The sequence below is a fragment of the Dietzia sp. DQ12-76 genome (genome assembly GCF_014145045.1).
GTDB lineage: Bacteria > Actinomycetota > Actinomycetes > Mycobacteriales > Mycobacteriaceae > Dietzia.
This window is the reverse complement of record NZ_JAALDV010000026.1, coordinates 1-21,746: the sequence shown is the minus strand read 5'-3', so window position 1 is coordinate 21,746 and position 21,746 is coordinate 1. Positions and strand designations below refer to the sequence as shown.

The 21,746-nt window shown below is 69.3% G+C and carries 18 protein-coding genes; 13 read left to right on the top strand and 5 right to left on the bottom strand.

All coding sequences use genetic code 11. From position 1 onward, the window contains the following. Positions 1-24 precede the first annotated feature (24 nt). Positions 25-1,974, bottom strand: coding sequence for a flavin-containing monooxygenase (locus tag G6019_RS01305; protein ID WP_182612440.1), 1,950 nt, complete (start codon positions 1,972-1,974; stop codon positions 25-27). Positions 1,975-2,139: 165 nt separating this feature from the next. On the opposite strand from G6019_RS01305, the gene G6019_RS01300 reads away from it, so the two are divergent. Beyond that, complete coding sequence (locus tag G6019_RS01300) at positions 2,140-3,855, top strand: class I adenylate-forming enzyme family protein (RefSeq protein ID WP_241725820.1); 1,716 nt, start codon at positions 2,140-2,142, stop codon at positions 3,853-3,855. Positions 3,856-3,859: 4 nt separating this feature from the next. After that, a complete protein-coding gene (locus tag G6019_RS01295; protein WP_107756087.1) occupies positions 3,860-4,435 on the top strand; it encodes a TetR/AcrR family transcriptional regulator in 576 nt (191 codons plus the stop codon). Between the two features lie 134 nt (positions 4,436-4,569). Here the strand turns inward: G6019_RS01295 and G6019_RS01290 are convergent, their stop codons facing one another. Beyond that, positions 4,570-5,739, bottom strand: a complete 1,170-nt coding sequence (locus G6019_RS01290; RefSeq protein WP_182612439.1) for an iron-containing alcohol dehydrogenase — start codon at positions 5,737-5,739, stop codon at positions 4,570-4,572. A gap of 518 nt (positions 5,740-6,257) precedes the next feature. On the opposite strand from G6019_RS01290, the gene G6019_RS01285 reads away from it, so the two are divergent. Together G6019_RS01285 and G6019_RS01280 are read left to right on the top strand one after the other, a co-directional pair. Continuing rightward, on the top strand, positions 6,258-7,565 hold the full coding sequence (locus G6019_RS01285; RefSeq protein ID WP_194305335.1) for a TrkH family potassium uptake protein: 1,308 nt from the start codon (positions 6,258-6,260) through the stop codon (positions 7,563-7,565). Positions 7,566-7,584: 19 nt separating this feature from the next. Beyond that, positions 7,585-8,223: a potassium channel family protein gene (locus G6019_RS01280; RefSeq protein WP_107756090.1), complete on the top strand. Its 639-nt coding sequence runs from the start codon at positions 7,585-7,587 to the stop codon at positions 8,221-8,223. A 73-nt stretch (positions 8,224-8,296) separates the two neighbouring features. On the opposite strand, the gene G6019_RS01275 is transcribed toward G6019_RS01280, so the two are convergent. Together G6019_RS01275 and G6019_RS01270 are read right to left on the bottom strand one after the other, a co-directional pair. Beyond that, positions 8,297-9,466: a calcium/sodium antiporter gene (locus tag G6019_RS01275; protein WP_182612438.1), complete on the bottom strand. Its 1,170-nt coding sequence runs from the start codon at positions 9,464-9,466 to the stop codon at positions 8,297-8,299. A gap of 123 nt (positions 9,467-9,589) precedes the next feature. After that, complete coding sequence (locus G6019_RS01270) at positions 9,590-11,770, bottom strand: RecQ family ATP-dependent DNA helicase (RefSeq protein ID WP_182612437.1); 2,181 nt, start codon at positions 11,768-11,770, stop codon at positions 9,590-9,592. Between the two features lie 81 nt (positions 11,771-11,851). On the opposite strand from G6019_RS01270, the gene G6019_RS01265 reads away from it, so the two are divergent. Next, positions 11,852-12,463 carry a class I SAM-dependent DNA methyltransferase gene (locus tag G6019_RS01265; RefSeq protein WP_107758033.1) on the top strand — a complete coding sequence of 204 codons (612 nt, stop codon included), beginning with the start codon at positions 11,852-11,854 and terminating at the stop codon, positions 12,461-12,463. A gap of 53 nt (positions 12,464-12,516) precedes the next feature. Here G6019_RS01265 and G6019_RS01260 read toward each other — a convergent pair whose 3' ends face one another. Then, a complete protein-coding gene (locus G6019_RS01260; RefSeq protein ID WP_182612436.1) occupies positions 12,517-13,974 on the bottom strand; it encodes a glutamate decarboxylase in 1,458 nt (485 codons plus the stop codon). 172 nt (positions 13,975-14,146) lie between these two features. Here G6019_RS01260 and G6019_RS01255 point away from each other — a divergent pair, with 172 nt between their 5' ends. From G6019_RS01255 to G6019_RS01220, 8 genes are read left to right on the top strand one after another with little or no spacing between them, the layout of a single operon-like run. Next, a complete protein-coding gene (locus tag G6019_RS01255) occupies positions 14,147-15,052 on the top strand; it encodes an SDR family NAD(P)-dependent oxidoreductase (protein WP_182612435.1) in 906 nt (301 codons plus the stop codon). 44 nt (positions 15,053-15,096) lie between these two features. Next, the gene (locus G6019_RS01250) at positions 15,097-16,425 is read left to right on the top strand and encodes a glutamate-5-semialdehyde dehydrogenase (RefSeq protein ID WP_182612434.1); all 1,329 of its coding nucleotides are present in this window, start codon (positions 15,097-15,099) and stop codon (positions 16,423-16,425) included. A 57-nt stretch (positions 16,426-16,482) separates the two neighbouring features. Further along, positions 16,483-17,364, top strand: coding sequence for an AAA family ATPase (locus G6019_RS01245; RefSeq protein ID WP_107756096.1), 882 nt, complete (start codon positions 16,483-16,485; stop codon positions 17,362-17,364). Between the two features lie 27 nt (positions 17,365-17,391). Beyond that, entirely contained in the window at positions 17,392-18,822 is a 1,431-nt protein-coding gene (locus G6019_RS01240) for a vWA domain-containing protein (RefSeq protein WP_107756097.1), read from the top strand. A 56-nt stretch (positions 18,823-18,878) separates the two neighbouring features. Continuing rightward, the gene (gene nadD, locus G6019_RS01235) at positions 18,879-19,595 is read left to right on the top strand and encodes a nicotinate-nucleotide adenylyltransferase (protein WP_182612433.1); all 717 of its coding nucleotides are present in this window, start codon (positions 18,879-18,881) and stop codon (positions 19,593-19,595) included. Then, entirely contained in the window at positions 19,592-20,035 is a 444-nt protein-coding gene (gene rsfS / locus G6019_RS01230; protein WP_107756098.1) for a ribosome silencing factor, read from the top strand. Before nadD ends, rsfS begins: the two co-directional genes overlap by 4 nt. Positions 20,036-20,042: 7 nt before the next feature. Continuing rightward, the gene (locus G6019_RS01225; RefSeq protein ID WP_107756099.1) at positions 20,043-20,744 is read left to right on the top strand and encodes a histidine phosphatase family protein; all 702 of its coding nucleotides are present in this window, start codon (positions 20,043-20,045) and stop codon (positions 20,742-20,744) included. Next, complete coding sequence (locus G6019_RS01220; protein ID WP_182612432.1) at positions 20,741-21,571, top strand: DegV family protein; 831 nt, start codon at positions 20,741-20,743, stop codon at positions 21,569-21,571. The genes G6019_RS01225 and G6019_RS01220 overlap by 4 nt, the downstream gene beginning before the upstream one ends. Positions 21,572-21,746 lie beyond the last annotated feature (175 nt).

The window sequence follows — 21,746 nt, the reverse complement described above, 5'->3', positions numbered from 1 at the left end:
CCGCGGCGGCCTCGTCCCGCACGGTCACCGCCCGGTGGCGGCGGCCCGGGCCGGCGTGGCGCGGACCGGTTCGGTGTGGAAGTCCGATGGGTCGACCTTGTTGGTCATGGCCCAGTAGTCGTTGATGCGCCAGGGCAGCACCGACACGACGCGACCGTCCGGGTTGCGGTACCAGTTCTCCATCGCCGGATGGGTCCACACCATCTGCGCGTGCTGCCGGTCGACGGCCTCGTTGTAGCGTTCGTTGACCTCGCTGCGGCACTCCAGCGTGCCGAGGTCCTGCGTGCGCATCAGCCGTAGCGCATCCATGATGTACCTGACCTGGCATTCCAGGATGGTGATGAAGCTGCCGCCGTGGCCCAGGCCCGTGTTGGGCCCGGTCATGATGAAGAAGTTGGGGAAATCGGGAACCGTGATGCCGAGATACGCGCGCGCGTCGTGGTCCCCCCAGATCTCCCTGGTGGAGCGCCCCGATCTGCCCACGATGTCCATCGGGTAGAGGATCCGCACGCTGTGGAAGCCGGTCGCCATGACGATGATGTCCAGCTCGTGCTCGACGCCGTCTGAGTCGACCAGTCCGGAGGGCGTCACCTCCTCGACCCCGCGGGGGACCAGCGTGACCTGGGGCTTGCGCAACATCGCGAACCAGCCGTTGTCCAGCAACATCCGCTTGCCGAAGGGGGGATAGTCCGGCAGTGACGCCTCGATGAGGTCGTCGCGGTCGCCCAGTTGATCGCGGAGGTAGCGTTCGTAGAATCTGCGGTGCCCGTGGTTGGTCGCGTTGATCGAGGCGCTCGGCTCCGGCCACTCGGGGTCCACCTGGAGGGTGGGGTAGACCTTGTCGTTGAAGATCCACGACAGTCTGGCGCGGTACCACTCCCGGTACCCGGGGACGTGGTCCATCAGCCAGTGCACGTCCTCGTCGATGGTCGCGAAGTAGTCGTCGTTGGGGGCGATCCACTGCGGTGAGCGTTGGAAGACCGTCAGGGAACCGACCCGGTCCGCGATGGCCGGGCCGATCTGCATCGCGCTGGCGCCCGCCCCCACGATGCCCACCCTCTTGCCCCGCAGGGCGTCCGGCTCGTCGAGGTCGCTCGGCCACTCGGCGGAATGGAAGAGACGACCCCGGAAACCCTCCATTCCCGGGAGGTTCGGGACCTTGGGGCGGTTGAGAAGGCCGACCGCACTGATGAGGATCGGTGCCTCCAGGACCTCCGATCCACCGTCAGGCCGACGGACCGTCACGCGCCATGACTGCCCTGACTCGTCGAACTGCGCGCGCGTGACCTCGTGGCGGAACCGGACGTGCTGACGGATGTCGTTCGCCTCCGCGAAGGCCTCGAGGTAACCCTGGACCTCGTCGCGCTTGCCGAAGTGCGTGGACCAGTTGTGGGGGAAGGAGGAGATCGAATAAAGGTGGCTGGGGGTGTCCACCCCGGCTCCGGGATAGCGGTTCTCCCACCAGGAACCGCCCACGTCGTCGTTCTTCTCCAGGATCACGTGGGGGATGCCGGCACGGGTGAGCTCCACCGAGGCCAACATCCCCGCGATGCCGGCGCCGATCACGATCGCGTGGAGGCGCTCGTCGGGTGCGGCGGCAGCCGGCGCGATCCGCGGCCCGTTGACGATCTCCGCCATCATCGGGGCGAAGTCCGGCGGCACGGTCTCGCCGCAGGTGAAGTTGAGCAGCCGTTCGACGTCCGAGTGCCCGACCTCCGGCCGGGGAGGCCTCCCCGACTCCCACCAGCGCTCGACAGCGTCGATCACCGCGTCCTGGATCTCGGCCTGGATCCCGTCCGGAAGGCCCCCGGTCGCGTTGTCGTCCATGCCCCGACTGCGGGTGGGCTGATAGCGGGGTGCCATCCACCGCTCGTCGGCCGTCAGCTCCAGTAGGACGGCGAGCAGGGTGGGGACGTTGCCCGCGCGGACCGCCGAATGGAGGCGGCGACGGTCCGATTCAGTGACTGTGGTCATACGTCGCAGGCTAACAGCAGTTAGTCCCAGGGCCAAGAGATTGACATCAGTCGGCGAAGAGATGCGAAGTCTGCCCGCGAGGGCGGGTTGACCACATCCGCTGGCGATGCAAGTATGAGCCAGATCATACTAACGGCGGTCAGTGCCGCGGGAGAGTGAGAAATCATGGAACAGCCGGTTCGAGTCCCCTCGAGTGCCCCCGAGTCCCGCCAGAACCCGGGGGACGGTCGCACCACGGACCGGCGCCTGACCTCCACGCAGTCCGCCCTCCTGGGACGGGCGACCCTCGGTGATCAGCTCCGGCGTCACGCGCAGAGCCGGGCCGGCAAAGCCGCGATCGTCTCCTACGCCCCCGGTGGCGGGCGGACCGTCACCACCTACGGTGAGCTCGACCGTGGCGCCAACCGGGCTGCTCACATGCTCCTCGGACTCGGCGTGTCCCGCGGCGACCGGGTCGCTGTGATGGCACGAAACCGTGTCGAGTCGGTCATCGCCTACTACGGAGCTCTCAAGATCGGGGCCGCCTACTCCGGGATCAACGTGCTGCTGGGGGTGGGAGAGGTGGCTCATCAGCTCGACCACCTCGAGCCCGCGGCCGTCGTCGTCGCCGCGGAGTTCCTCCCGGTCGTCCGGGCGGCGCTCGGCGATTCCGGACACCGGCCCGAGATCATCGTGCTCGACGCCACGGCGCCTGACGGAACGGGGACCGACGGCATGGGACCCGACGGTCCGGACTCCGGCTCCACCGATGACCCGGGGTGTCACGACTTCGACCGTCTCCTCGACTCGTCCTCGGACACGGAGCCCGAATGCGACGTCGACGAGCTCGACCTCGCGATGATCGTCTACACGAGCGGGACCGAAGCGGCCCCCAAAGGGGTCATGCTGCCGCATCGCAACTACCTCATCTCCACCTCGCCCGCCTACACGTGGGGGTTGCGCTGCCTGGACGACGACGTCTGGCTCTTCGTCATGCCGTTCCACACGATCGCCGGCATCGGCTCGCTGACCTCGCTCATCCTGCTGGGCGCGACTCTCGTCCTCCCGGCCAGCCTCGCGCCCGCCGACGTGTTGGCGATGATCAAGACGGAGCAGATCTCGGTCCTGGCTCAGACGCCCACGTTCTTCATCTCGCTGGCGGACCATCCGGACTTCGGGCCCGACGCGGTGGGGACCATCCAGCGGTGTCTGACCTACGGGGGACAGGTCTCCCCGCGAACGGTGGACGCCTGGCACCGCGCCGCGCCGCGGTCGATCTGGGGAACCTACTGGGGCCAGTCGGAGCTGACCCAGCTGGGGTCGGTCGGCTGGTTCAGGCAACTCGAGGACGTTCCCGGGCAGGACCCCACCTGGATCGGCAAGCCCGTCGGCCATCTGGAGGTCAAGGTGGTCGACGCCGACGGGAACGAGTCCGAGAGCGGGGAGCTCCTGTGCCGCACCCCGTCGGTGATGGCGGGGTACTTCAGGGATCCCGAGAAGACCGCCGCGGTCCTCGACGGCGGGTGGCTCCACACCGGTGACATCGTCCGACGCGATGCCGAGGGCAACATGTTCTTCCTCGACCGCAACAAGGACATGATCAAGACAGGGGGATACAACGTGTCCTCCCAGGAGGTCGAGCGCGTCCTCCAGGCGCACCCCGGGGTGGCGCGTGCCGCCGTCGTCGGACTCCCGGACGAGTACTGGTCCGAGGCCGTCACCGGGTTCGTCATCGCCGTCGACGGCAGCGACGTGTCGGGCCCGGAGTTGCGAGAGCACTGCAAGACGGCGCTCGCAGGATATAAGGTCCCCAAGGTGATCACGATCGTGGACGAGCTCCCGACGGACCCCCAGGGCAAGCTACTCAAGAGAGAGCTGCGCCGCCTGCACGCAAAGGACTGAGACGCTGAACACCGAGCCCAGCAGACGCGACTCGATACTGGCCGCGGCGGCCGAGTACTTCGCCGAGCAGGGCTACCACTCGGCGGGGATGCGCGGCATCGCCGATTCGGTGGGGATCAAGGGCGCCAGCCTGTACAACCACTTCGGTTCCAAAGAGGAGATCCTCTACGCGATCGCGCTGAAGATGACCCGTGTGCCCGTGGAGGAGAACCTGCTCGTCCTCGACGAGACCGGGACACCGACCGAGCGGCTCACCGCCCTGATCGACGTCCACCTCCGCCACCTCGCGGTGAACCGTGTGGAGCATCTGGTGAGCCTACGGGAGCTCTCCGCGCTCACGGAGGAACACCGTGACCGCGTGGTCGGGTACCGCAAGTACTACCAGCGACGGGTGCGCGACGTGATCGCCGCGGGCATCCGCGCCGGGGAGTTCGGCGTCGACGACCCGATGCGTGCGGCCGTCGCGATCCTGGACCTCATGAACGGCGTGAGCTGGTGGCTGCGGGACGACTACGACATCGACTCCCTGGTCTCCACCTACGTGGACTACATCGTCGACGGGATCCTCCGGCGCAGGTGAGGGGTCCGCGGTGGCGCGGATGAGGTGGCCCCGGTGGCGCCGTCGCCCCCGCGCACCCTACGAGAACCGGCCCCCTTGTCGCCGCTGGCGAGAAGGGGGCCGGATCACGTGGCGTCGCGGGTCTGTGTCTTCTCTCAGAGCGCGCGACGCAGCAAGGGGACCAGCGCGTCGGCGTCCGCGATCGGGTTCGGGTTGGTCCCGCACCAGATGTCCTTGAAGGTGTACGCGGCCAGGCTGGACAGGTCGTCCTCGGACAGTCCGACCTCGGTGAGCGACCGCGGCATGCCCAGCCGCCTGATGAGCGCGTCGGCGAGCTCGTGCGCAGGTGTCTGCGGCTCGCCGAACGCCACGCTGATCAGCGCCTGGCGATGTTCGTTGACCTCCCGGTTGTACTCCAGGGCGAACGGCGCCATCACGCAGGAGGTGTGTCCGTGCGGGACCTTGAACGACCCTCCGAGCGCATGCCCGACCGCGTGGCTGATACCCATGTCCAGGCCGGCGACGATCGCGACCATCGACGACCAGGCTCCGACCTGGCACATCCGCCTGGCCTCCAGGTCATCGCCGTCCTCCTTCACCCGGACGAGGCCCTCGGAGAGCAGGCGGATGGCGTTCATCGCCATCCCGTCGTAGTACCCGTTCGACTCGAGTGACCCCAGGGTCTCGAAGGCGTGATCGAGAGCGCGCACCCCGGTCGAGAGCCAGAGCCATTCCGGGGTGTGCCGGGTGAGCGCGGGATCGAGGATGACGGCCCGCGGGGTCATCGCCGGATGGACGTACCCCTCCTTGACATTGCTCTCCTCGTCCGTTGATCCCGCCAGCGCGTTGAACTCGCCTCCGGCCAGCGTCGTGGGGGCCACCACCACGGGGATGCTCGGGGCCGAGAAACTCGGGGCGGTCACCGAGGTGTCGGGGTTGACCTGCAGGTGGTAGGCGTCCATCTCGGAGGTCGTGCGGATCCCGTGCTCCAGGGTCACCGCGAGGATCTTCGTCAGGTCCGTCGCCGAGCCGCCGCCGACACACAGCAGCATGTCCGGATCCGCCTCGGCCGCGACCAGGGTCGCCGCGATGACGTCCTGGCGGGGCACGTGGGGCCGGACCGCGTCGAACAGGCCGACGAACCGATCACCCAGGGCCTCGATCACCCGTCGGATCTCGTCGGTCTGGGAGTTCAGGGTCCCACTGCAGACCACGAAGACCCGGCTCGCGCCGAGGAGCTCCGCTTCCTGCGCCGCGGCCTCCGCGACCGGGGTCCCGATATGGACTCTCTCCATGGGGGTCAGAGAGATGAGTGATGACTGCACGGCGGCACCGTCCTTCGTTGTTGTCCTCGACCCCCGTGTCCGCCAGAACACTGTGTCCGAGGGAGCACGGTGTCACTCCGACGATGACGCGGGGGCCGAGCTGGGGTCGGGCGTAGCGCGTTTTTCGTGCCGCCCGAGGCTAACAGTCGTTACCCTACAGGAGAATTGTGGCCCAGGCCACAGTCTTTTTGCGGTGGCGATGCGCAGCGCTTCGGGAGGGGCTGGGGATTCCCACAAGGTGTTCTGTGCAGGAACTTAAGGTCGCCGTCAGTATTGGCCCGGACCGGATTGCGTCTCGGCTCGCGTCCGCACACCCACCTGTCCGGTGACGGCGCTCACATCTGGAGGGGCTAACGGCGGATCGCTTCGATGGGGGTCGATGCCGGGACATGAGTCCGCGGTGCCGGCACGTGGGTCTACAGTCTCACTTCGTGACTGATGGTGACAGACGGGTCTGGCCGTCCGGGCTTCGGCGGTGGTCGGGCTGGGTGGTGCTGAGCCCGGTCCGGGTCGTGGCGATGAGCTTCGCCGCTGCGATCGTGGTGGGCACGGCGCTGTTGCTCCTGCCCGGAGCCGTCGAGCCCGGGAGCAGTACCGGGTTCACCGAGGCGCTGTTCACCTCGACGTCGGCGATGTGTCTGACGGGGCTGATCGTCGTGGACACCCCGGTGCACTGGTCGGGGTTCGGTCAGGTGGTCATCCTCGCCCTGATCCAGGTCGGCGGCCTGGGGATCATGACCATGGCCTCGATGGTCGGGCTGGTGCTGGCCGATCAGATCGGGCTCAAGGCCCGGATGAACACCGCGGCAGAGGCCCGTGCCTCCGAACTCGGCGACGTCCGCGACGTCGTCATCGGCGTGATCCGGCTGAGCATAGGGATCGAACTCGTCACCGCCGCCGCGCTGGCACTCCGCTTCGCCCTGGGCTACGACGAGCCCGTGCTGCGGGCCCTCTGGCTCGGGGTGTTCCACTCCATCTCGTCGTTCAACAACGCCGGGTTCGCGCTCTACAGCGACAACATGATCGGGTTCGCCACCGACCCGTGGATCTGTGTCCCCCTGATGGTCGCGGTGATCCTGGGTGGCCTTGGGTTCCCGGTCCTGTTCGAGATCGGCCGGCGGCTCCGGCGCAGGCCCCCCCGCAGCCGGTCGCGGGCGGGGTGGACGCTGCACACGCGCCTGACCGTCTCGGTGACGGCGGTGCTGCTGGCCCTCGGGTTCGGAGCTGTCCTGGCGTTGGAGTGGGCCCGCACTCTCCAGGGGTACAACGCGGCGGAGAAGGTCCTGGTGGCGGCGTTCCAGGGCGTGATGCCCCGGACCGCCGGGTTCAACAGTGTCGACTACGCCGACCTGGACGACGCGACGTTGCTCGTCACCGATGTGCTGATGTTCATCGGCGGGGGCAGCGGCGGCACCGCCGGCGGGATCAAGGTGACCACCTTCGCCCTGCTGCTGTTCATCATCATCGCCGAGGTCCGCGGCGAGCGGTCGGTGACCATTCTCGACCGTCGCGTCGACACCCGGGTGCAGCGACAGGCACTCGCGGTGGCGCTGATCGGGATCGGGCTCGTCACGACCTCGACGATCGTGCTGCTCGCCGGCACGCCGTTCGGCCTCAACGAGTTGCTCTTCGAGGTGACCTCCGCGTTCGCCACGGTGGGATTGTCCACGGGGATCACCGCCGAACTGCCCCACTGGGGGCAGTGGATACTGATACTGCTCATGTACCTCGGCCGCATCGGCCCGATCACCATGGTCAGTGCACTGGCCGCGCGACAGCGTGGCCGACGGTACGACCTTCCCGCAGAAAGGCCCCTCATTGGCTAGACGACGAGCTCCCGACGCTGTGGTGGTTCTGGGACTGGGCCGGTTCGGCAAGTCCCTGGCCCTGGAGTTGATGGCGCAGGGCGCCGAGGTCCTGGGCGTGGACTCCAGCGATGCCGTGGTGCAGAAGGTCGCACACCGTCTGACCCACGCGGTGGTGGCCGATACCACCGACGAGGAGTCACTGCGCCAGCTGTCGGTCCACCAGTTCGACCGCGCTGTCGTGGGGATGGGGTCCGATCTCGAGGCGAGCCTGCTCACCGCGTCGGTGCTCATCAACCTGGAGGTACCCAACATCTGGGCCAAAGCCACCAGCAACTCCCACGCCAAGATCCTCACCCAGATCGGCGTCCACCACGTCGTACGACCCGAGCACGACATGGGCAAACGTGTCGCCCACCTGGTGCGGGGAAGGATGATCGACTACATCGAGTTCGACGACGGCTTCGCCATGGTCAAGACGTCCGCGCCGACCTTCGCACTCGGCCAGCCGCTCGGGCAGAGCAGCATCCGCACCGACTTCGGGGTCACCGTGGTGGCCATCAAGCGTCCGGGGGAGGGGTTCACCTACGCCACGGCCGAGACGGTCCTCACCGAGGGCGACACCATCATCGTCTCGGGTCGGGTCCGAGACACCGAACGCTTTGCCGAGCTCTCATGAACCGATCATGACCCTGGACCGCACCGGGTTGTCGCGTGGCTCCTGACAGAGCAGTTCCTCCGACGGCACCGCGCTACTCCCGCGCGGCGAGCTGTCGTCGTGCCAGCTTCCGCCCCCGGATCACGCCGAGTTCGTAGGTGGCCAGCACGACCAGCCACACCGCGGTGAAGGGGATCACGAACCAGAGCATGGCAGTGCTGAACGGCTCCAAGGCGTCGTGCCCCGAAGCCTGGAGCACCACGTACGCGATGTAGGCCGCGTAGAAACCGGCGAAGAGGAACCCCTCCCAGCGCTTGATCGCCATACCGGTGAACGCGATGGGCAACAGGGCCAGTGCGACGGCCACCATGATCGGGAGGTCGAATCGGATCGCCCCCGCTGCGACCTCGATCGGAGTGATCAGGGACGTGACGCCCAGAACCGCGCCGATGTTGAACATGTTGCTGCCGACGATGTTCCCCACCGCCATGTCGCGCTCACCCCGGAACGCGGCCACCAGGCTGGTCGCGAGCTCGGGGAGTGAGGTGCCTATCGCCACCACGGTGAGGCCGATGACCAGATCGCTCATACCCCAGGCCGCCGCGAGATCGCTCGCCGCGGTGACCAGCAGTCGAGCGCCGACGACCAGCAGGAGTACGCCCAGGGCGACCATCGCGCAGCTCATGAGGGTCGAGTGCGCCCCCTTGTGTGCCCCCTCGTCCTCGTCCGCTTCAGCGTCCGCGTCTGACTCCGCGCCGGCCGTGCTCTCGGCCGTCGACCCGTCGTGCGTCGTCTCCACCGTGTCGGCGGTGCGCTTGCGGGAGATGACCACCGTCACCACCACGTACGCCACCAACCCGGCGAGCAGCAGCATGCCGTTCAGCGCACTGATCACCCCGTCCAGAGCCACCACCAACAGCACGATGGAGAACCCCACCATGATGGGAATGTCGACACGGACGATGCGGGACTTCGCGAGTAGTGGGGCGACCAACGCGGTGAGCCCCAGGATGAGCAGGATGTTCGCGATGTTGCTGCCCACCACGTTGCCGACCGCCAGCCCGGGGTGACCACTCAGGGCGGCGTCGACGCTCACCGCGAGTTCCGGGGTCGAGGTGGCGAACGCGACGACGGTCAACCCCACCACCAGTGGCGACATCCCAATGGTGACGGCCAATCTGCTCGCTCCCCGCACGAGGGACTCCCCGCCCGCGACGAGCAGGACGAAGCCGACAGCGAGCGCGCCCAGAGTCAGTGCGCTCACGACAGATCCCGCCGCGTAACGGTGGCGGACCCGGGCCCGGGACGCGGTGTGCGAGACGCTGAGAAGTCCATGGTCGTGATTATTCCGTGCTCGCGCTCCGACCGCTGCAGGGCTCGTCCAGGATCACCCGGCGGCGGCCACCGCCAGGGGCAGGACGGCCCGGGCTCCGGCAACTCGCAGGTGCCGAGCGGCCTCCGTTGCCGTCCATCCCGTTCCGTGCAGATCGGTGACCAGAAGGACCGGCCCGGTGGGGGTGGATTCCGGTCCGGACAGCGTGCCCCAGAGCTGGGCGACCCGGTAGGCGGAGTTCTGGGCGGTCACCGGGGGCAGTGCGGGGTCTCTGGTGAGCTCCCCGAGGTGGTCCATCCGGCCCATCTGCGCGAGCGCGCGGGCCAGGCTCCCCACGAGTACCGGCCGCTCGCCGGTGAGCAGGGCCACCACCCCGGTGGGTCGTTCCTCCCACCCCCAGTCGCGCAGAACCGGGACGCACGCACGGACCACCCAGTCGGGAGCCTCCTGGTCGGCCCCGGAGAGTAGTCCGCGGAGCTTCTGGCCCACCCCGAGGTCGGTCAGGCGGGCAAGAGCGCGTCCCTCGGCGGGCCCGTCGGCGATCTTTCCCTTCAACGGGACGTCGAGCCGCGCGAGACCGGTGGGCCACTGTCGGCGCGGGGGCAGGACCACCCCCGGGCGCTCCAGCGCCTCGCGTGCCCGGGTCAGGGCACCCTCGTCGACGGACGCCGCCCTCCGGTCACCCGTGCAGTTGTCGCATCGACCGCACCCGCCGGAGGCCGGGTCGAGCGTGGGGTCGTCGAGCTGCCGACGCAGGAACTCCATCCGGCACGACGCGGTCTGCTCGTAGGCGATCATCGCCTCCTGCTCCGACCGCCTGGCCCGGGCCAGCCCGGCGTAACGCTCGGCGTCGTAGTGCCACTGTCGCCCGGTGGCGATCCACCCTCCTCGCACCCGCTGGACCGCACCGTCCACGTCGAGGACCTTGAGCACCATCTCCAGCCGGGTCCTGCCCAGATCGACCGCGGGCTCGAGGGCCTGGGTCGACTGCGGCCGGTCCGGTTCCAGGGCGTCGAGGACCCGGCGGACCACGTCCTCGGGGGGGAAGGCCAGGGAGGCGAAGTGGCTCCAGATGGCCCGGTCCTCGGGCCCGGGCAGGAGCACCACCTCGGCGCGCTCGGCCGCGCGACCCGCGCGACCGATCTGCTGGTAGTAGGAGATGGGCGACGGAGGGGCCCCCAGGTGGACCACGAAGCCCAGGTCGGGTTTGTCGAATCCCATGCCCAGCGCGGACGTGGCGACCAGCGCCTTGACCTCGTTGTCCAGTAACGAGCGCTCCAGTTCCTCGCGCTCGCCGGCGTCGGTGCGGCCGGTGTAGGCGCTCACACGGTGCCCGGCGGAGGTGAGCAATCCGGCCATGTCCTCGGCCGCCGCCACGGTGAGGCTGTAGATGATCCCGCTGCCCGGCAGGGACTCCAGGTTCTCCGCCAGCCACGCCGCGCGGCGCTCCGAGTCGTCGATCGCCACGACCGACAAGCGCAGCGATTCCCGGTCCAACCCTCCGCGCAGAACGAGGGTGTCGGACGCCGCGTCGCCCGCGTCCCCGTCAGGGCCCCCGGACCCACCCGGTCGTTCGCCCACACCGAGCTGCTGTGCCACGTCGCGCACCACCCGGTCGTTGGCCGTGGCGGTGGTGGCCAGGACCGGCACGCCCTCGGGCAGGTCGGCCAGAAGCGTGCGTATCCGGCGGTAGTCGGGCCGGAAGTCGTGCCCCCAGTCCGAGACGCAGTGGGCCTCGTCGACCACCACCAGGCCGGCGTCCGCGGCCAGAGCGGGCAGCACGGTGTCGCGGAAGTCGGGGTTGTTGAGCCGTTCCGGGCTGACCAGGAGCACGTCCACCTCGCCGGCGCGGACCGAGGCGCGCACGTCGTCCCATTCCGTCATGTTGGCCGAGTTGATCGTGGCCGCGCGTACGCCCGCCCGCGCGGCGGCCTCGACCTGGTTGCGCATGAGGGCCAACAGCGGCGAGACGATCACCGTGGGCCCCGAGCCCAGCTCCCGGAGCAGTCGGGCGGCGATGAAGTACACCGCCGACTTGCCCCAGCCGGTGCGCTGCACCACGAGTGCGCGCCGCCGGTCGGCCACGAGCGAGTCGATCGCGGTCCACTGGTCCTCCCGGAGGCTCGCGTGCGGACCGGCGAGGGCGCGCAGCAGTTCGTCGGCGCGCGAGCGGAGCGCCTGACGGTCGGGTCCTGTGGTGGAGACGGCGCCGGGAGCTGAGGTCATGTCGCCCATCGTGCACCACCGGTCCGACACCCGGACGGCGTGGCCGACGTCGGGAGCGGGCGCGGGCCGGGCGCGGCCATACTGGGTGCCATGACGCAGACGTGGAAGAAGATCGTGGACGCCGATCCCGGGCACTCGCATCGCTATGCCAAGCGGTGGGACGACATGGTGGCCGAGGGCGTGGACATCGACGGCGAGGCACGGCTGATCGACGCAATGGCCCCGCGCGGTGCGCGGATCCTCGACGCGGGGTGCGGACAGGGGCGGACCGGCGCCTACCTTCACGAGCGCGGTCATCGGGTCACCGGGGTGGACCTCGATCCGCACCTGGTCGGACGGGCGCGGGAGCTGTGCCCCGGCGCCACCTGGGAGGTCGCGGACCTGGCAGGGGATGACTGGGCGACCGGCCCGTTCGACCTGGCGGTCTCCGCAGGCAACGTCCTGGCGTTCGTCGACCCCGCCGACCGTGGAGCGGTCCTGGCCAACCTCGCGGCGCGACTGGTGACACCGTCAGACGACGTCGGGGGTCGACCCGGGCGGCTGGTGGTGGGGTTCGGACTCGACCGCGGGTGGACGCGCGAGGAGTTCGACGATGACGCACGCAGGGCGGGACTCGAGCTGGAGCAGCGCTGGTCCACCTGGGACCTCCGGCCGTTCACGGAGGGCAGTGGGTTCATGGTCGCCGTGCTCGTGCGCCGATAGCCCCCCCCGGGGGGCGCCTCCGCACCTTCGCCCCGGCCCGTCTCACCGGCCCTTCAGTGGTGGAAGTGCGACCCGGGGCCCTTGCGCGGCATCGGTGAGTCGAGCTGGTCGAGGAACATCACCTCGCCGGCGAGGTCCTTGATCAGCGCGGCGGCCAGGTCGCGTCCCAGGCCGACCCGGACCACGATGCGCAGCACGGTCAGGTGCGCCAGATCGTCGGCCAGCGGATAGGCGGGCACGAGCCAGCCCTTCATCCTGAGTCGATCCGACAGGTCGTACAGGGTCCACGTCTCCGTGTACCCCTCCTTGAGCCGCCAGGCGATCACCGGAATCGTGTCGCCACGGCTCACCAACTCGAAGGGGGCGAGCGCTCCGATCTCCGAGGCCAGGAACTGGGCGACGTCGAGAGACGCCTGCTGGACACGGCGGTAACCTTCCCGCCCGAGCCGGAGGAACATGTAGTACTGCAGGAGGACCTGCGCCCCGGGCCGCGAGAAGTTCAGCGCCAGGGTGGGCATGTCGCCACCGAGGTAGCTGCAGTGGAAGATCATGCTCTCAGGAAGTGACTCCCTGTCGCGCCACACGATCCAGCCCACGCCCGGGTAGACGAGCCCGTACTTGTGGCCGGAGGTGTTGATGGACGCGACGCGCCCGACACGGAAATCCCACTCGAGATCGGGTTGGCAGAACGGCGCGACCATGCCGCCTGACGCGCCGTCGACGTGGATGCGGACGTCGAGACCGGTGGTCTCCTGGATCTGGTCGAGCTTCCGGGCGATCTCAGCGACCGGCTCGTAGGCACCGGTGTAGGTGACGCCCATGATGGCCACCACCCCGATGGTGTTCTCGTCGACGTACTCCTCCAGATCGTGTCCGTCGAGCATCGGGTGCTCCGCCGAGATGGGCACCCAGCGGGGCTCGACCTCGAAGTAGTTGCAGAACTTCTCCCAGCAGACCTGCACGGCGGTCGACAGGACGATGTTGGGGCTCTCTGTGGACCGACCGGCCGCCCGCCGCGCGGACTGCCAGCGTCGCTTGAGCGCGAGCCCACCCAGCATGCAGGCCTCGGACGAGCCGATCGTCGAGGTGCCGATGGACTCCCGGACGTCGGGCACGTTCCAGAGATCGGCGATCATCCTCCAGCAGCGCTCCTCGATCGCGGCGTTCTGGGGGTACTCGTCCTTGTCGATCATGTTCTTGTCGACGGTCTCGGCGTACAGGCGCCGGGCCTCGTCGTCCATCCACGTGGAGACGAACGTCGCGAGGTTGAGTCTCGCGTTGCCGTCGAGCATCGCCTCGTCGTGGACGATCTGATAGGCCGTCTCGGGAAGCGAGGGGTCCCCCGGTAGCGTGAAGCGGGGCAGCTCCGTGGCCTCGCCGGGACGCACGAAGACCGAATCGAGGGTCAGTGACTCGCCACCCTCGTCGGTGGTGTGACGCGCCGGTGTGTGACGTGCGGCAGCGTGGCGTGCAGTCGTGTGACGGGCTGTGACGTGCGAATTCTCGGCCACTGTCTCTCCTCGGATCGGGACTCGTCCCGTGGCGTCCCCTCGGGTGTCAGAGTGTGCCACCGATCGAGGGCGACCGTCGTCGACTTCTCGAGGCTCGCCCCTGACCACCCGTGGCACCACGGGTGGACCCAGAGCGACACCGCTGGGCCCGCCGTCCCAGCACACTGTGTCCATGAGCATTCAGAAGAGGTCGGCCAGCACCCGGAAATGGACCGTGGGCCGCCTTCCCGACCTGACCGGAAAGATCATCATGGTGACCGGCGCCACGAGCGGGATCGGCAAGGAGGCAGCGCGCGAGGTCGCGCGTCGCGGCGCTCACGTGGTGCTCCCCTCCATCACCCGCGCCGAGGGGGAATCGGCAGCGGCGGAGATCGGCGGGTCGACGGAGGTCCACGAGCTCGACCTGAGCCGCCTCGACGCCGTGCGCGCATTCGCGGCGGACTACACGGGCCCGATCGACGTCCTGCTGGACAACGCCGGACTCATGAGCCGGACCCGCGAAGAGACCACCGACGGCTTCGAGCTCCATCTGGGGGTCAACGTCCTCGGGCCGTTCCTGCTCACCGAACTGCTGTTGCCTCAGATCAGGGAGCGGGTCGTGATCACGTCCTCGATGGCCCACGCCGCCGGTCGCATCGACTTCACCGACCCCCACTTCCGTCGGCGCCGATACTCCATGGCGGCGGCGTACGCCCAGTCCAAACTCGGATGCATGCTCTGGGGCCTCGACCTGCAGAACCGGCTCCGCGCCGCCGGGTCGCCGGTGGACGTTCAACTCGCGCACCCCGGTTTCGCCGCCACCTCGATCCTCGATCCGACGCCGTTCCCGCCGGTCAACAGAGTTCTCAACCGCATCGGTCGAGGGATCATCCCCACCGCGGCCGACGGGGCGCGACCGCTGCTGTACGCCGCCACGGAGTCGCTCCCACCGGCGTCGTACATCGGACCGTCGGGATTCCGTCAGATCGCCGGGTCGCCGGGTCCGTGCGAGCGCTCCGCCGCCGCCGGGGATCCGGACCTCGCCCGCCGCTTCCGGGAGTTCGCCGTGCGCGAGACCGGAGTCGATCCGGTCGTCTGACTGGTCGAGTCGTCCTCCCCGGACGCATCGGTAAGCTGGTGGACATGACCACCAGCCACCTCGACGCCCCCGACCTCACCGACCAGTCCGGCGCCGATCGGCCCGCTCACGACCCGACGAGCGAGATCGTCCATGACTCGACGCGTGAAGCCGTCCACGATGCGGCCCTCCGCGCCCGGGGCGCGTCGCGGGAACTGGCCCTGCTCACCGCGGAACGCAAGAACGCGCTTCTGCTCGGCGCGGCCGACGCCCTGGTGGCGGCACAGGCTCAGGTCCTCGAGGCCAACGCCCGCGACATCGAGGAGCAGTCGGCGGAGGGCACCGGGGAGGCCATGCTGGATCGCCTCCGTCTGACCGCCGAGCGGATCGAGGGGATCGCCGGCGGGCTCCGCCAGGTAGCGGGACTGGCCGATCCGATCGGCACCGTCACCCGTGGATCGACCCGCCCCAACGGTCTGCAGCTGCGTCAGGTCCGGGTGCCGTTGGGCGTGATCGGCATGATCTATGAGGGCCGGCCCAACGTCACCGTCGACGCCTTCGGCCTGGCGTTCAAGTCGGGCAACGCGGCGTTGCTCCGCGGGTCGCGCTCGGCCCGGCACTCGAACGAGGCGCTCGTGACGGTCCTCCGTGACGTGCTGGCGCGCCACGAACTACCGGTGGAGGCGGTCCAGTTGCTGCCGTCGGCCGACCGGTCGTCGGTCACCCACCTCATCCAGGCACGCGGACTGGTCGACGTGGTGATCCCCCGCGGTGGTGCCGGACTCATCCAGGCGGTGGTGGAGAACGCGAAGGTACCGGCCATCGAGACCGGTACCGGGAACTGTCACCTCTACATCCACGGAGACGCCGACCTGGACGAGGCGATCCGGCTGCTCCTCAACGGCAAGACCCGCCGGTGCAGCGTGTGCAACGCCACCGAGACGGTGCTCCTCGACGAGGCCCTCGGCGACGCTGCGGTGGACCGCGTGGTGGGGGCGTTGCAGTCCGCCGGGGTGACCGTGCACGGGGACCGCGAGGGCCTCGTCCCCGCCGACGACGTGGACTGGGGCGAGGAGTACCTGAGTATGGACATCGCCCTCAAGGTGGTCGACGGAGTGGACGCCGCCATCGAGCACATCGCACGCTGGTCCTCGGGACACACCGAGGCGGTGGCCACCCGGAGCATCGAGGTGGCCGACACGTTCTGCGCCCGGGTCGACGCCGCCGCTGTGATGGTCAACGCCTCCACCGCGTGGACGGACGGCGAGATGTTCGGCTTCGGTGCCGAGATCGGCATCTCCACCCAGAAGTTGCACGCCCGCGGACCCATGGGCCTCGAGGAGCTCACCAGTACCAAGTGGATCGCGCACGGCAAGGGGCACGTGCGTCCCTGACGCGCGCGACCCGGGTCGACGCCCCATCACCCGCGATTCCCACCGAAAGGATCCCCCATGGACCGAGCCCGGACCGCGCAACGACCGGCCTTCCAGAGTATCGACCACGTGATCGAGTGCCTCGGCGCGCAGGGTTACCTGGCCGACCGCTCGACCGCGACGGTGGTCTACCTGGCCGATCGTCTGGGTAAGCCCCTGCTCATCGAGGGACCCGCCGGAGTGGGCAAGACCGAGCTGGCCAAGGCCGTCGCCGCGGCCACGGAGGCCGAGCTCATCCGTCTCCAGTGCTACGAGGGCGTCGATGAGGCCCGGGCCCTGTACGAGTGGAACCACGCCAAGCAGATCCTGCGCATCCAGGCCGGCCAGGGCGAGGGGTGGGACTCCACGCGGGACGACGTGTTCTCCGAGGAGTTCCTGCTGTCCCGGCCGCTGCTCACCGCCATCCGTCGTAGCGATCCCACCGTGCTGCTCGTCGACGAGGTGGACAAGGCCGACATCGAGATCGAGGGGCTGCTGCTCGAGGTGCTGAGCGACTACGCGGTGACGATCCCGGAGCTCGGGACGATCGAGGCGGTCCGCAGGCCGTTCGTGGTGCTGACCTCCAATGCCGCCCGCGAGCTCTCCGAGGCGCTCAAACGTCGTTGCCTCTACCTGCACCTGGATTTCCCGACCCCCGAGCTCGAGCGCAAGATCCTCGCCTCGCGGGTGCCGGAGCTCGACGATCGACTGGCCGAGCAACTGGTCCGGGTGGTCGGGGTACTGCGCGCCATGGCGCTCAAGAAGGTGCCGAGCGTGTCCGAGACCATCGACTGGGGCCGCACCCTGGTCGCGCTGGGCCTGGACACGATCGACGACGAGACCGTCCTGCAGACCCTCGGAGTCGTGCTCAAGCACCAGTCCGACCAACTCCGCGCAGCCGCCGAGTTGCGGCTCAACTAGCGTGCGAGGACAAGGAGGCGAGGCACGGTGACCACGCGTTCTCCCGGCGGGTTGTCCGGCCACCTGGTCGACTTCGTCGACGCCCTGCGCCGCAAAGGGATCCCCGTGGGACCTAGTGAGGCGGTCGACGCCGCGGCGGCGATGGTCCACATCGACCTGCTCGACCGTGCAGCGCTCAGGGAGGCGCTCGCGGCGACGATCCTGCACAAGCCCACCCACCGCGGTGTGTTCGACCAGATCTTCGACCTGTGGTTCCCCGCCGCGATCGGCGCGCACTCCCCGGCGGACGGCGTGGCGGTCGAGGTGGAGATCCCGACGGACGACGACGGCACGGTGGACCCCGACGCTCTGAACGAGCTCATCGCCTCGCTGCTGCTCGAGAACACCGAGGAGTCGCGCGCCAAGGCCCGCGCGTTGGCCGAACTCCTGGTGGAGCAGCTCGGCTCCTACGATTCGGTCAATGGTCCGCGCTACTCCGCCTACCAGGCTCTCAGTCCCCTCGACACCGGCGCGATCATGCAGAAGATCCTCGACGGTCTGATGGGGGCGGACCCGTTCGACCCGGACGGTTCCAAGCGGCACGCCGAGAAGTCCGCGGCCGCCAGTTCGGCGGCGGACATGGTGCGGGGTTTCCTCCGCGAGGTCGCCGACGAGACCCGGCGCCGCACCGCGGAGACGGTGGGGCGCGACCGGGTGGCCGACTACGCGGTGGGCCCCGCGGCGGAACAGGTGGACTTCCTGCGGGCCAACGACCAGGACCTGCAGGTCCTGCGGCGACGCGTGGGACCTCTCGCCCGGCAGCTCGGCAGTCGCCTGGCCGCCCGTCGTCGTCGTCACCGCCAGGGTGCGATCGACATGCGCAAGACGATGCGCCGGTCCATGTCCACCGGCGGGGTGCCGGTGGAACTGGTCCTGCGCAAGCCCCGGCCGGCGAGGCCGGAGCTGGTGGTGTTGTGCGACGTGTCCGGTTCGGTGGCCGGGTTCAGTCATTTCACGCTCCAACTGGTGCACTCGCTGCGCGAGCAGTTCTCCCGCGTGCGGGTCTTCGCCTTCGTCGACACCACCGACGAGGTCACCTCGTTCTTCGAGACCGGATCGGACCTGGGATCGGCGATGAGCCGCATGGTGCGCGAGGCCCGGATCATCACCTACGACGGGCACTCCGACTACGGTCACGCGCTCGAGGGGTTCGCCGACCGCTACGCCCACACCCTGACCCGTACGGGTTCGCTGCTCATCCTGGGCGACGGGCGCAACAACTACCGCGACCCCTCCGTGGACGCTCTCGAGTTCGTCAGCGAGCGGGTCGGACACACCCACTGGCTCAACCCCGAGCCCAGGAAGCAGTGGGGCACGGGCGACTCGGCCGCCCGCCTGTACTCCCAGTACGTACCCATGCACGAGTGTCGCAACGTCGAGCAACTCACGGCGGTCGTCGCGGGTCTGCTGCCCGTGTGACCGCGCGGGCACGCGAGGGAGCGGAACGTGGTGCCGGACCGATAGACTCGGCGACCATGACCACGACGGGGGCCGCCGCGGGCGTCGGACGCCGCATCGGAGTGATGGGCGGGACCTTCGATCCGATCCATCACGGTCACCTGGTGGCGGCCAGCGAGGTCGCCCACCGCTTCGGCCTCGACGACGTGGTCTTCGTCCCCACCGGAGAGCCGTGGCAGAAGCGGGGGCGTTCCGTCTCACCCGCCGAGGACCGGTATCTCATGACCGTCATCGCCACGGCCTCCAATCCCCGGTTCTCCGTGAGTCGCGTGGACATCGACCGCCGGGGTCCCACGTTCACCGTCGACACCCTCAGGGACCTCCTGCGGCAGAACCCCGGGGTCGAGATCTTCTTCATCACCGGTGCGGACGCACTGGAGAAGATCCTGACCTGGCGCGGCTGGGAGGAGATGTTCGAGCTGGCCACGTTCGTCGGGGTCTCACGCCCCGGTTTCGAGTTGTCCGACACCCATCTGACGGAGATCGGTGACGGGCGCGTGCACCTGCTCGAGATCCCCGCGCTGGCCATCTCCTCGACCGAGTGCCGCAGGCGCGCGGCCGAGGACGCACCGGTCTGGTACCTCGTGCCGGACGGTGTCGTCCAGTACATCGCCAAACGCAACCTGTACCGTCCCGAGGGCTCCACCAGGCTCGACGGGACCCCCGCCGCGACGGCTCCGGCGCACCGCGAGCTCGTCCGCACCGACAACCACACCGAGGAGAACCACCAGTGACCGCTAGCCCCGAGGCCCTGGAGATGGCGGGCATCGCCGCCCGCGCCGCAGACGAGAAACTGGCCACGGACGTCGTCGTGCTCGACGTCTCCGGTCAGCTCATCATCACCGACTGCTTCGTCCTGGCCTCGGCCGACACCGAACGTCAGGTCAACGCGGTGGTCGACGAGATCGAGGACAAGCTCCGAGAGGCGGGGCACAAGCCGCTGCGTCGGGAGGGCACGCGGGAGGGGCGCTGGGCGCTGCTCGATTACAACGAGGTGGTCGTGCACGTCCAGCACGTCGACGAACGCGACTACTACTCGCTCGACCGGCTCTGGAAGGACTGCCCGGTCGTGGAGATCGAGGGAGTGGAGACCTCCGGCCGGCCCGAGTCCGCCACCAGTGGCGCCGACGACTCGCTCGCGCCGGAGGAGCCGCAGCGGGATCAGGGGCTCTGACACCCTCGTGACCCGTCGTCTCATCCTGCTGCGTCACGGTCAGACGCACTACAACGCCTCGTTGCGCATGCAGGGCCAGTTGGACACCGAACTCAGTGAACTCGGAGTCCAACAGGCCCACGCAGTGGGCCGCGCGTTGGCGCACCGTCGGCCGTGGACGATCCTGTCCTCGGATCTGCAGCGGGCGCACGAGACGGCGCTGGCACTGGCATCGGAGGTCGGACTCGAGGTCCGGACCGACCCGCGCCTGCGGGAGACCCATCTGGGCACTTGGCAGGGGATGAGCCATTCGGAGGTCGACGAGCAGTGGCCCGAGGCCCGGATGCGGTGGCGCAGCACACCGCGGTGGTCCCCGCCCGAGGGGGAGAGCCGCCTCGACGTGGCCCGCCGCACCCGAGAGGTGGTCGACGAGCTCGTGGACGCCTCGCCCGGGTGGAACGAGCACCCGGCGGTGCTCGTGGCCCACGGGGGCGCGATCGCCGCCCTCACCGCCGCCCTCATCGAGTTGCCGGTCGAGCAGTACCCGATCTTCAACGGTCTCGGGAACACCTGCTGGGTGCAGCTCTCGGCGCATCCGCGCCCCGGGCCCTCCTGGAGTGGACAGACCGCGGAGCCGGAGATCGGGCCCACGACCGACGGCGCGCGCGAGGTGCTCTGGCGCCTCGACCAGTGGAACGCCGGTCTCACGCCCCCGGTGGCGACGACATGAGCGTCCGGCTGGTCACCGACTCGAGCGCGGACATCCCCGAGGAGTGGGTCCGCGAGTTCGGCATCACCGTCGTGGGCCTTCACGTGGTCGAGGAGGGCGACAGGGCGGTCTCGACGGCCGCGGTCACCCCGGACGAGCTGACCGCGATCTACCAGGAACTCTTGGACGAGCCGGACTGCACGGGCATCGTCTCCGTCCATCTGTCGCGTGAACTCTCTCGCACGTGGGAGTCCGCCGCCGATGCCGCCACGAGGTTCGGTGGCCGGGTCCTGGTCTCGGACTCCCGGTGTGCGGGGATGGCGTTCGGTGCCGCGGTCGCCCAGTGTGCCTGGGCGGCGAACAACGGTCTGGGACTGTCCGGAACCTATGAGCTCGCCGAACGTCTCTGCCGGGGAGCGTCCACCTTCGCCGCCCTGGAATCCCTGGAGAGCCTGCGCCGGGGTGGCCGCATCAGTGCCCTCGCGGCGATCTTCGGCAGCGCGCTGGCGATGCGCCCGATCATCGTGTTGCGTGGTGGTTCTGTCGACCTCGCCGCCAAGGCCAGGACCACGACCAAGGCCCACGAGAAGTTGCGCGCGCTGCTTCGCGACGAGATCAGTCGAGGCGACGTCCTGGTGGTGGTCCACCATCACGAGGCACCGGATCGGGCCCGGGAGATGGCCACCGAGATCCGCAAGGAGACCCCGTTCCCCGAGCGGGTCCTCGTCGTCGAGTTCGATGAGGTCCTGGCCTGGCACCTGGGGCCCGGGACCGTGGGCGTCTCGGTGACGGACCTCGTCGACACCGCATTCCCCATCCCCGCAGTCGCTCCACAGGACGGCACCTGAGGGACCTCTCCGGGGCCCGGCCGGGGAGCGCGCCGGTCTAGTTTCGGCCCATGTTCCCCGACACCCGGACTCGTCCCGCGGACTCCGACGACCCCGCCCGCGAGGCCGCGCTGCGCAGGCTCGCGAGTGTGACGGCCCTGGCGGAGCGGGCGTCCGTGCCCTGGGCGGACGCGGA

What these genes read in the sequence shown, in the direction of transcription:
- G6019_RS01270 (WP_182612437.1), bottom strand. Translation starts at nt 11,770, where the DNA reads ATGGGCGACATGACCTCAGCTCCCGGCGCCGTCTCCACCACAGGACCC.
- G6019_RS01245 (WP_107756096.1), top strand. Translation starts at nt 16,483, where the DNA reads ATGGACCGAGCCCGGACCGCGCAACGACCGGCCTTCCAGAGTATCGAC.
- G6019_RS01255 (WP_182612435.1), top strand. Translation starts at nt 14,147, where the DNA reads ATGAGCATTCAGAAGAGGTCGGCCAGCACCCGGAAATGGACCGTGGGC.
- G6019_RS01220 (WP_182612432.1), top strand. Translation starts at nt 20,741, where the DNA reads ATGAGCGTCCGGCTGGTCACCGACTCGAGCGCGGACATCCCCGAGGAG.
- G6019_RS01300 (WP_241725820.1), top strand. Translation starts at nt 2,140, where the DNA reads ATGGAACAGCCGGTTCGAGTCCCCTCGAGTGCCCCCGAGTCCCGCCAG.
- G6019_RS01250 (WP_182612434.1), top strand. Translation starts at nt 15,097, where the DNA reads ATGACCACCAGCCACCTCGACGCCCCCGACCTCACCGACCAGTCCGGC.
- nadD (WP_182612433.1), top strand. Translation starts at nt 18,879, where the DNA reads ATGACCACGACGGGGGCCGCCGCGGGCGTCGGACGCCGCATCGGAGTG.
- G6019_RS01265 (WP_107758033.1), top strand. Translation starts at nt 11,852, where the DNA reads ATGACGCAGACGTGGAAGAAGATCGTGGACGCCGATCCCGGGCACTCG.
- G6019_RS01285 (WP_194305335.1), top strand. Translation starts at nt 6,258, where the DNA reads ATGAGCTTCGCCGCTGCGATCGTGGTGGGCACGGCGCTGTTGCTCCTG.
- G6019_RS01305 (WP_182612440.1), bottom strand. Translation starts at nt 1,974, where the DNA reads ATGACCACAGTCACTGAATCGGACCGTCGCCGCCTCCATTCGGCGGTC.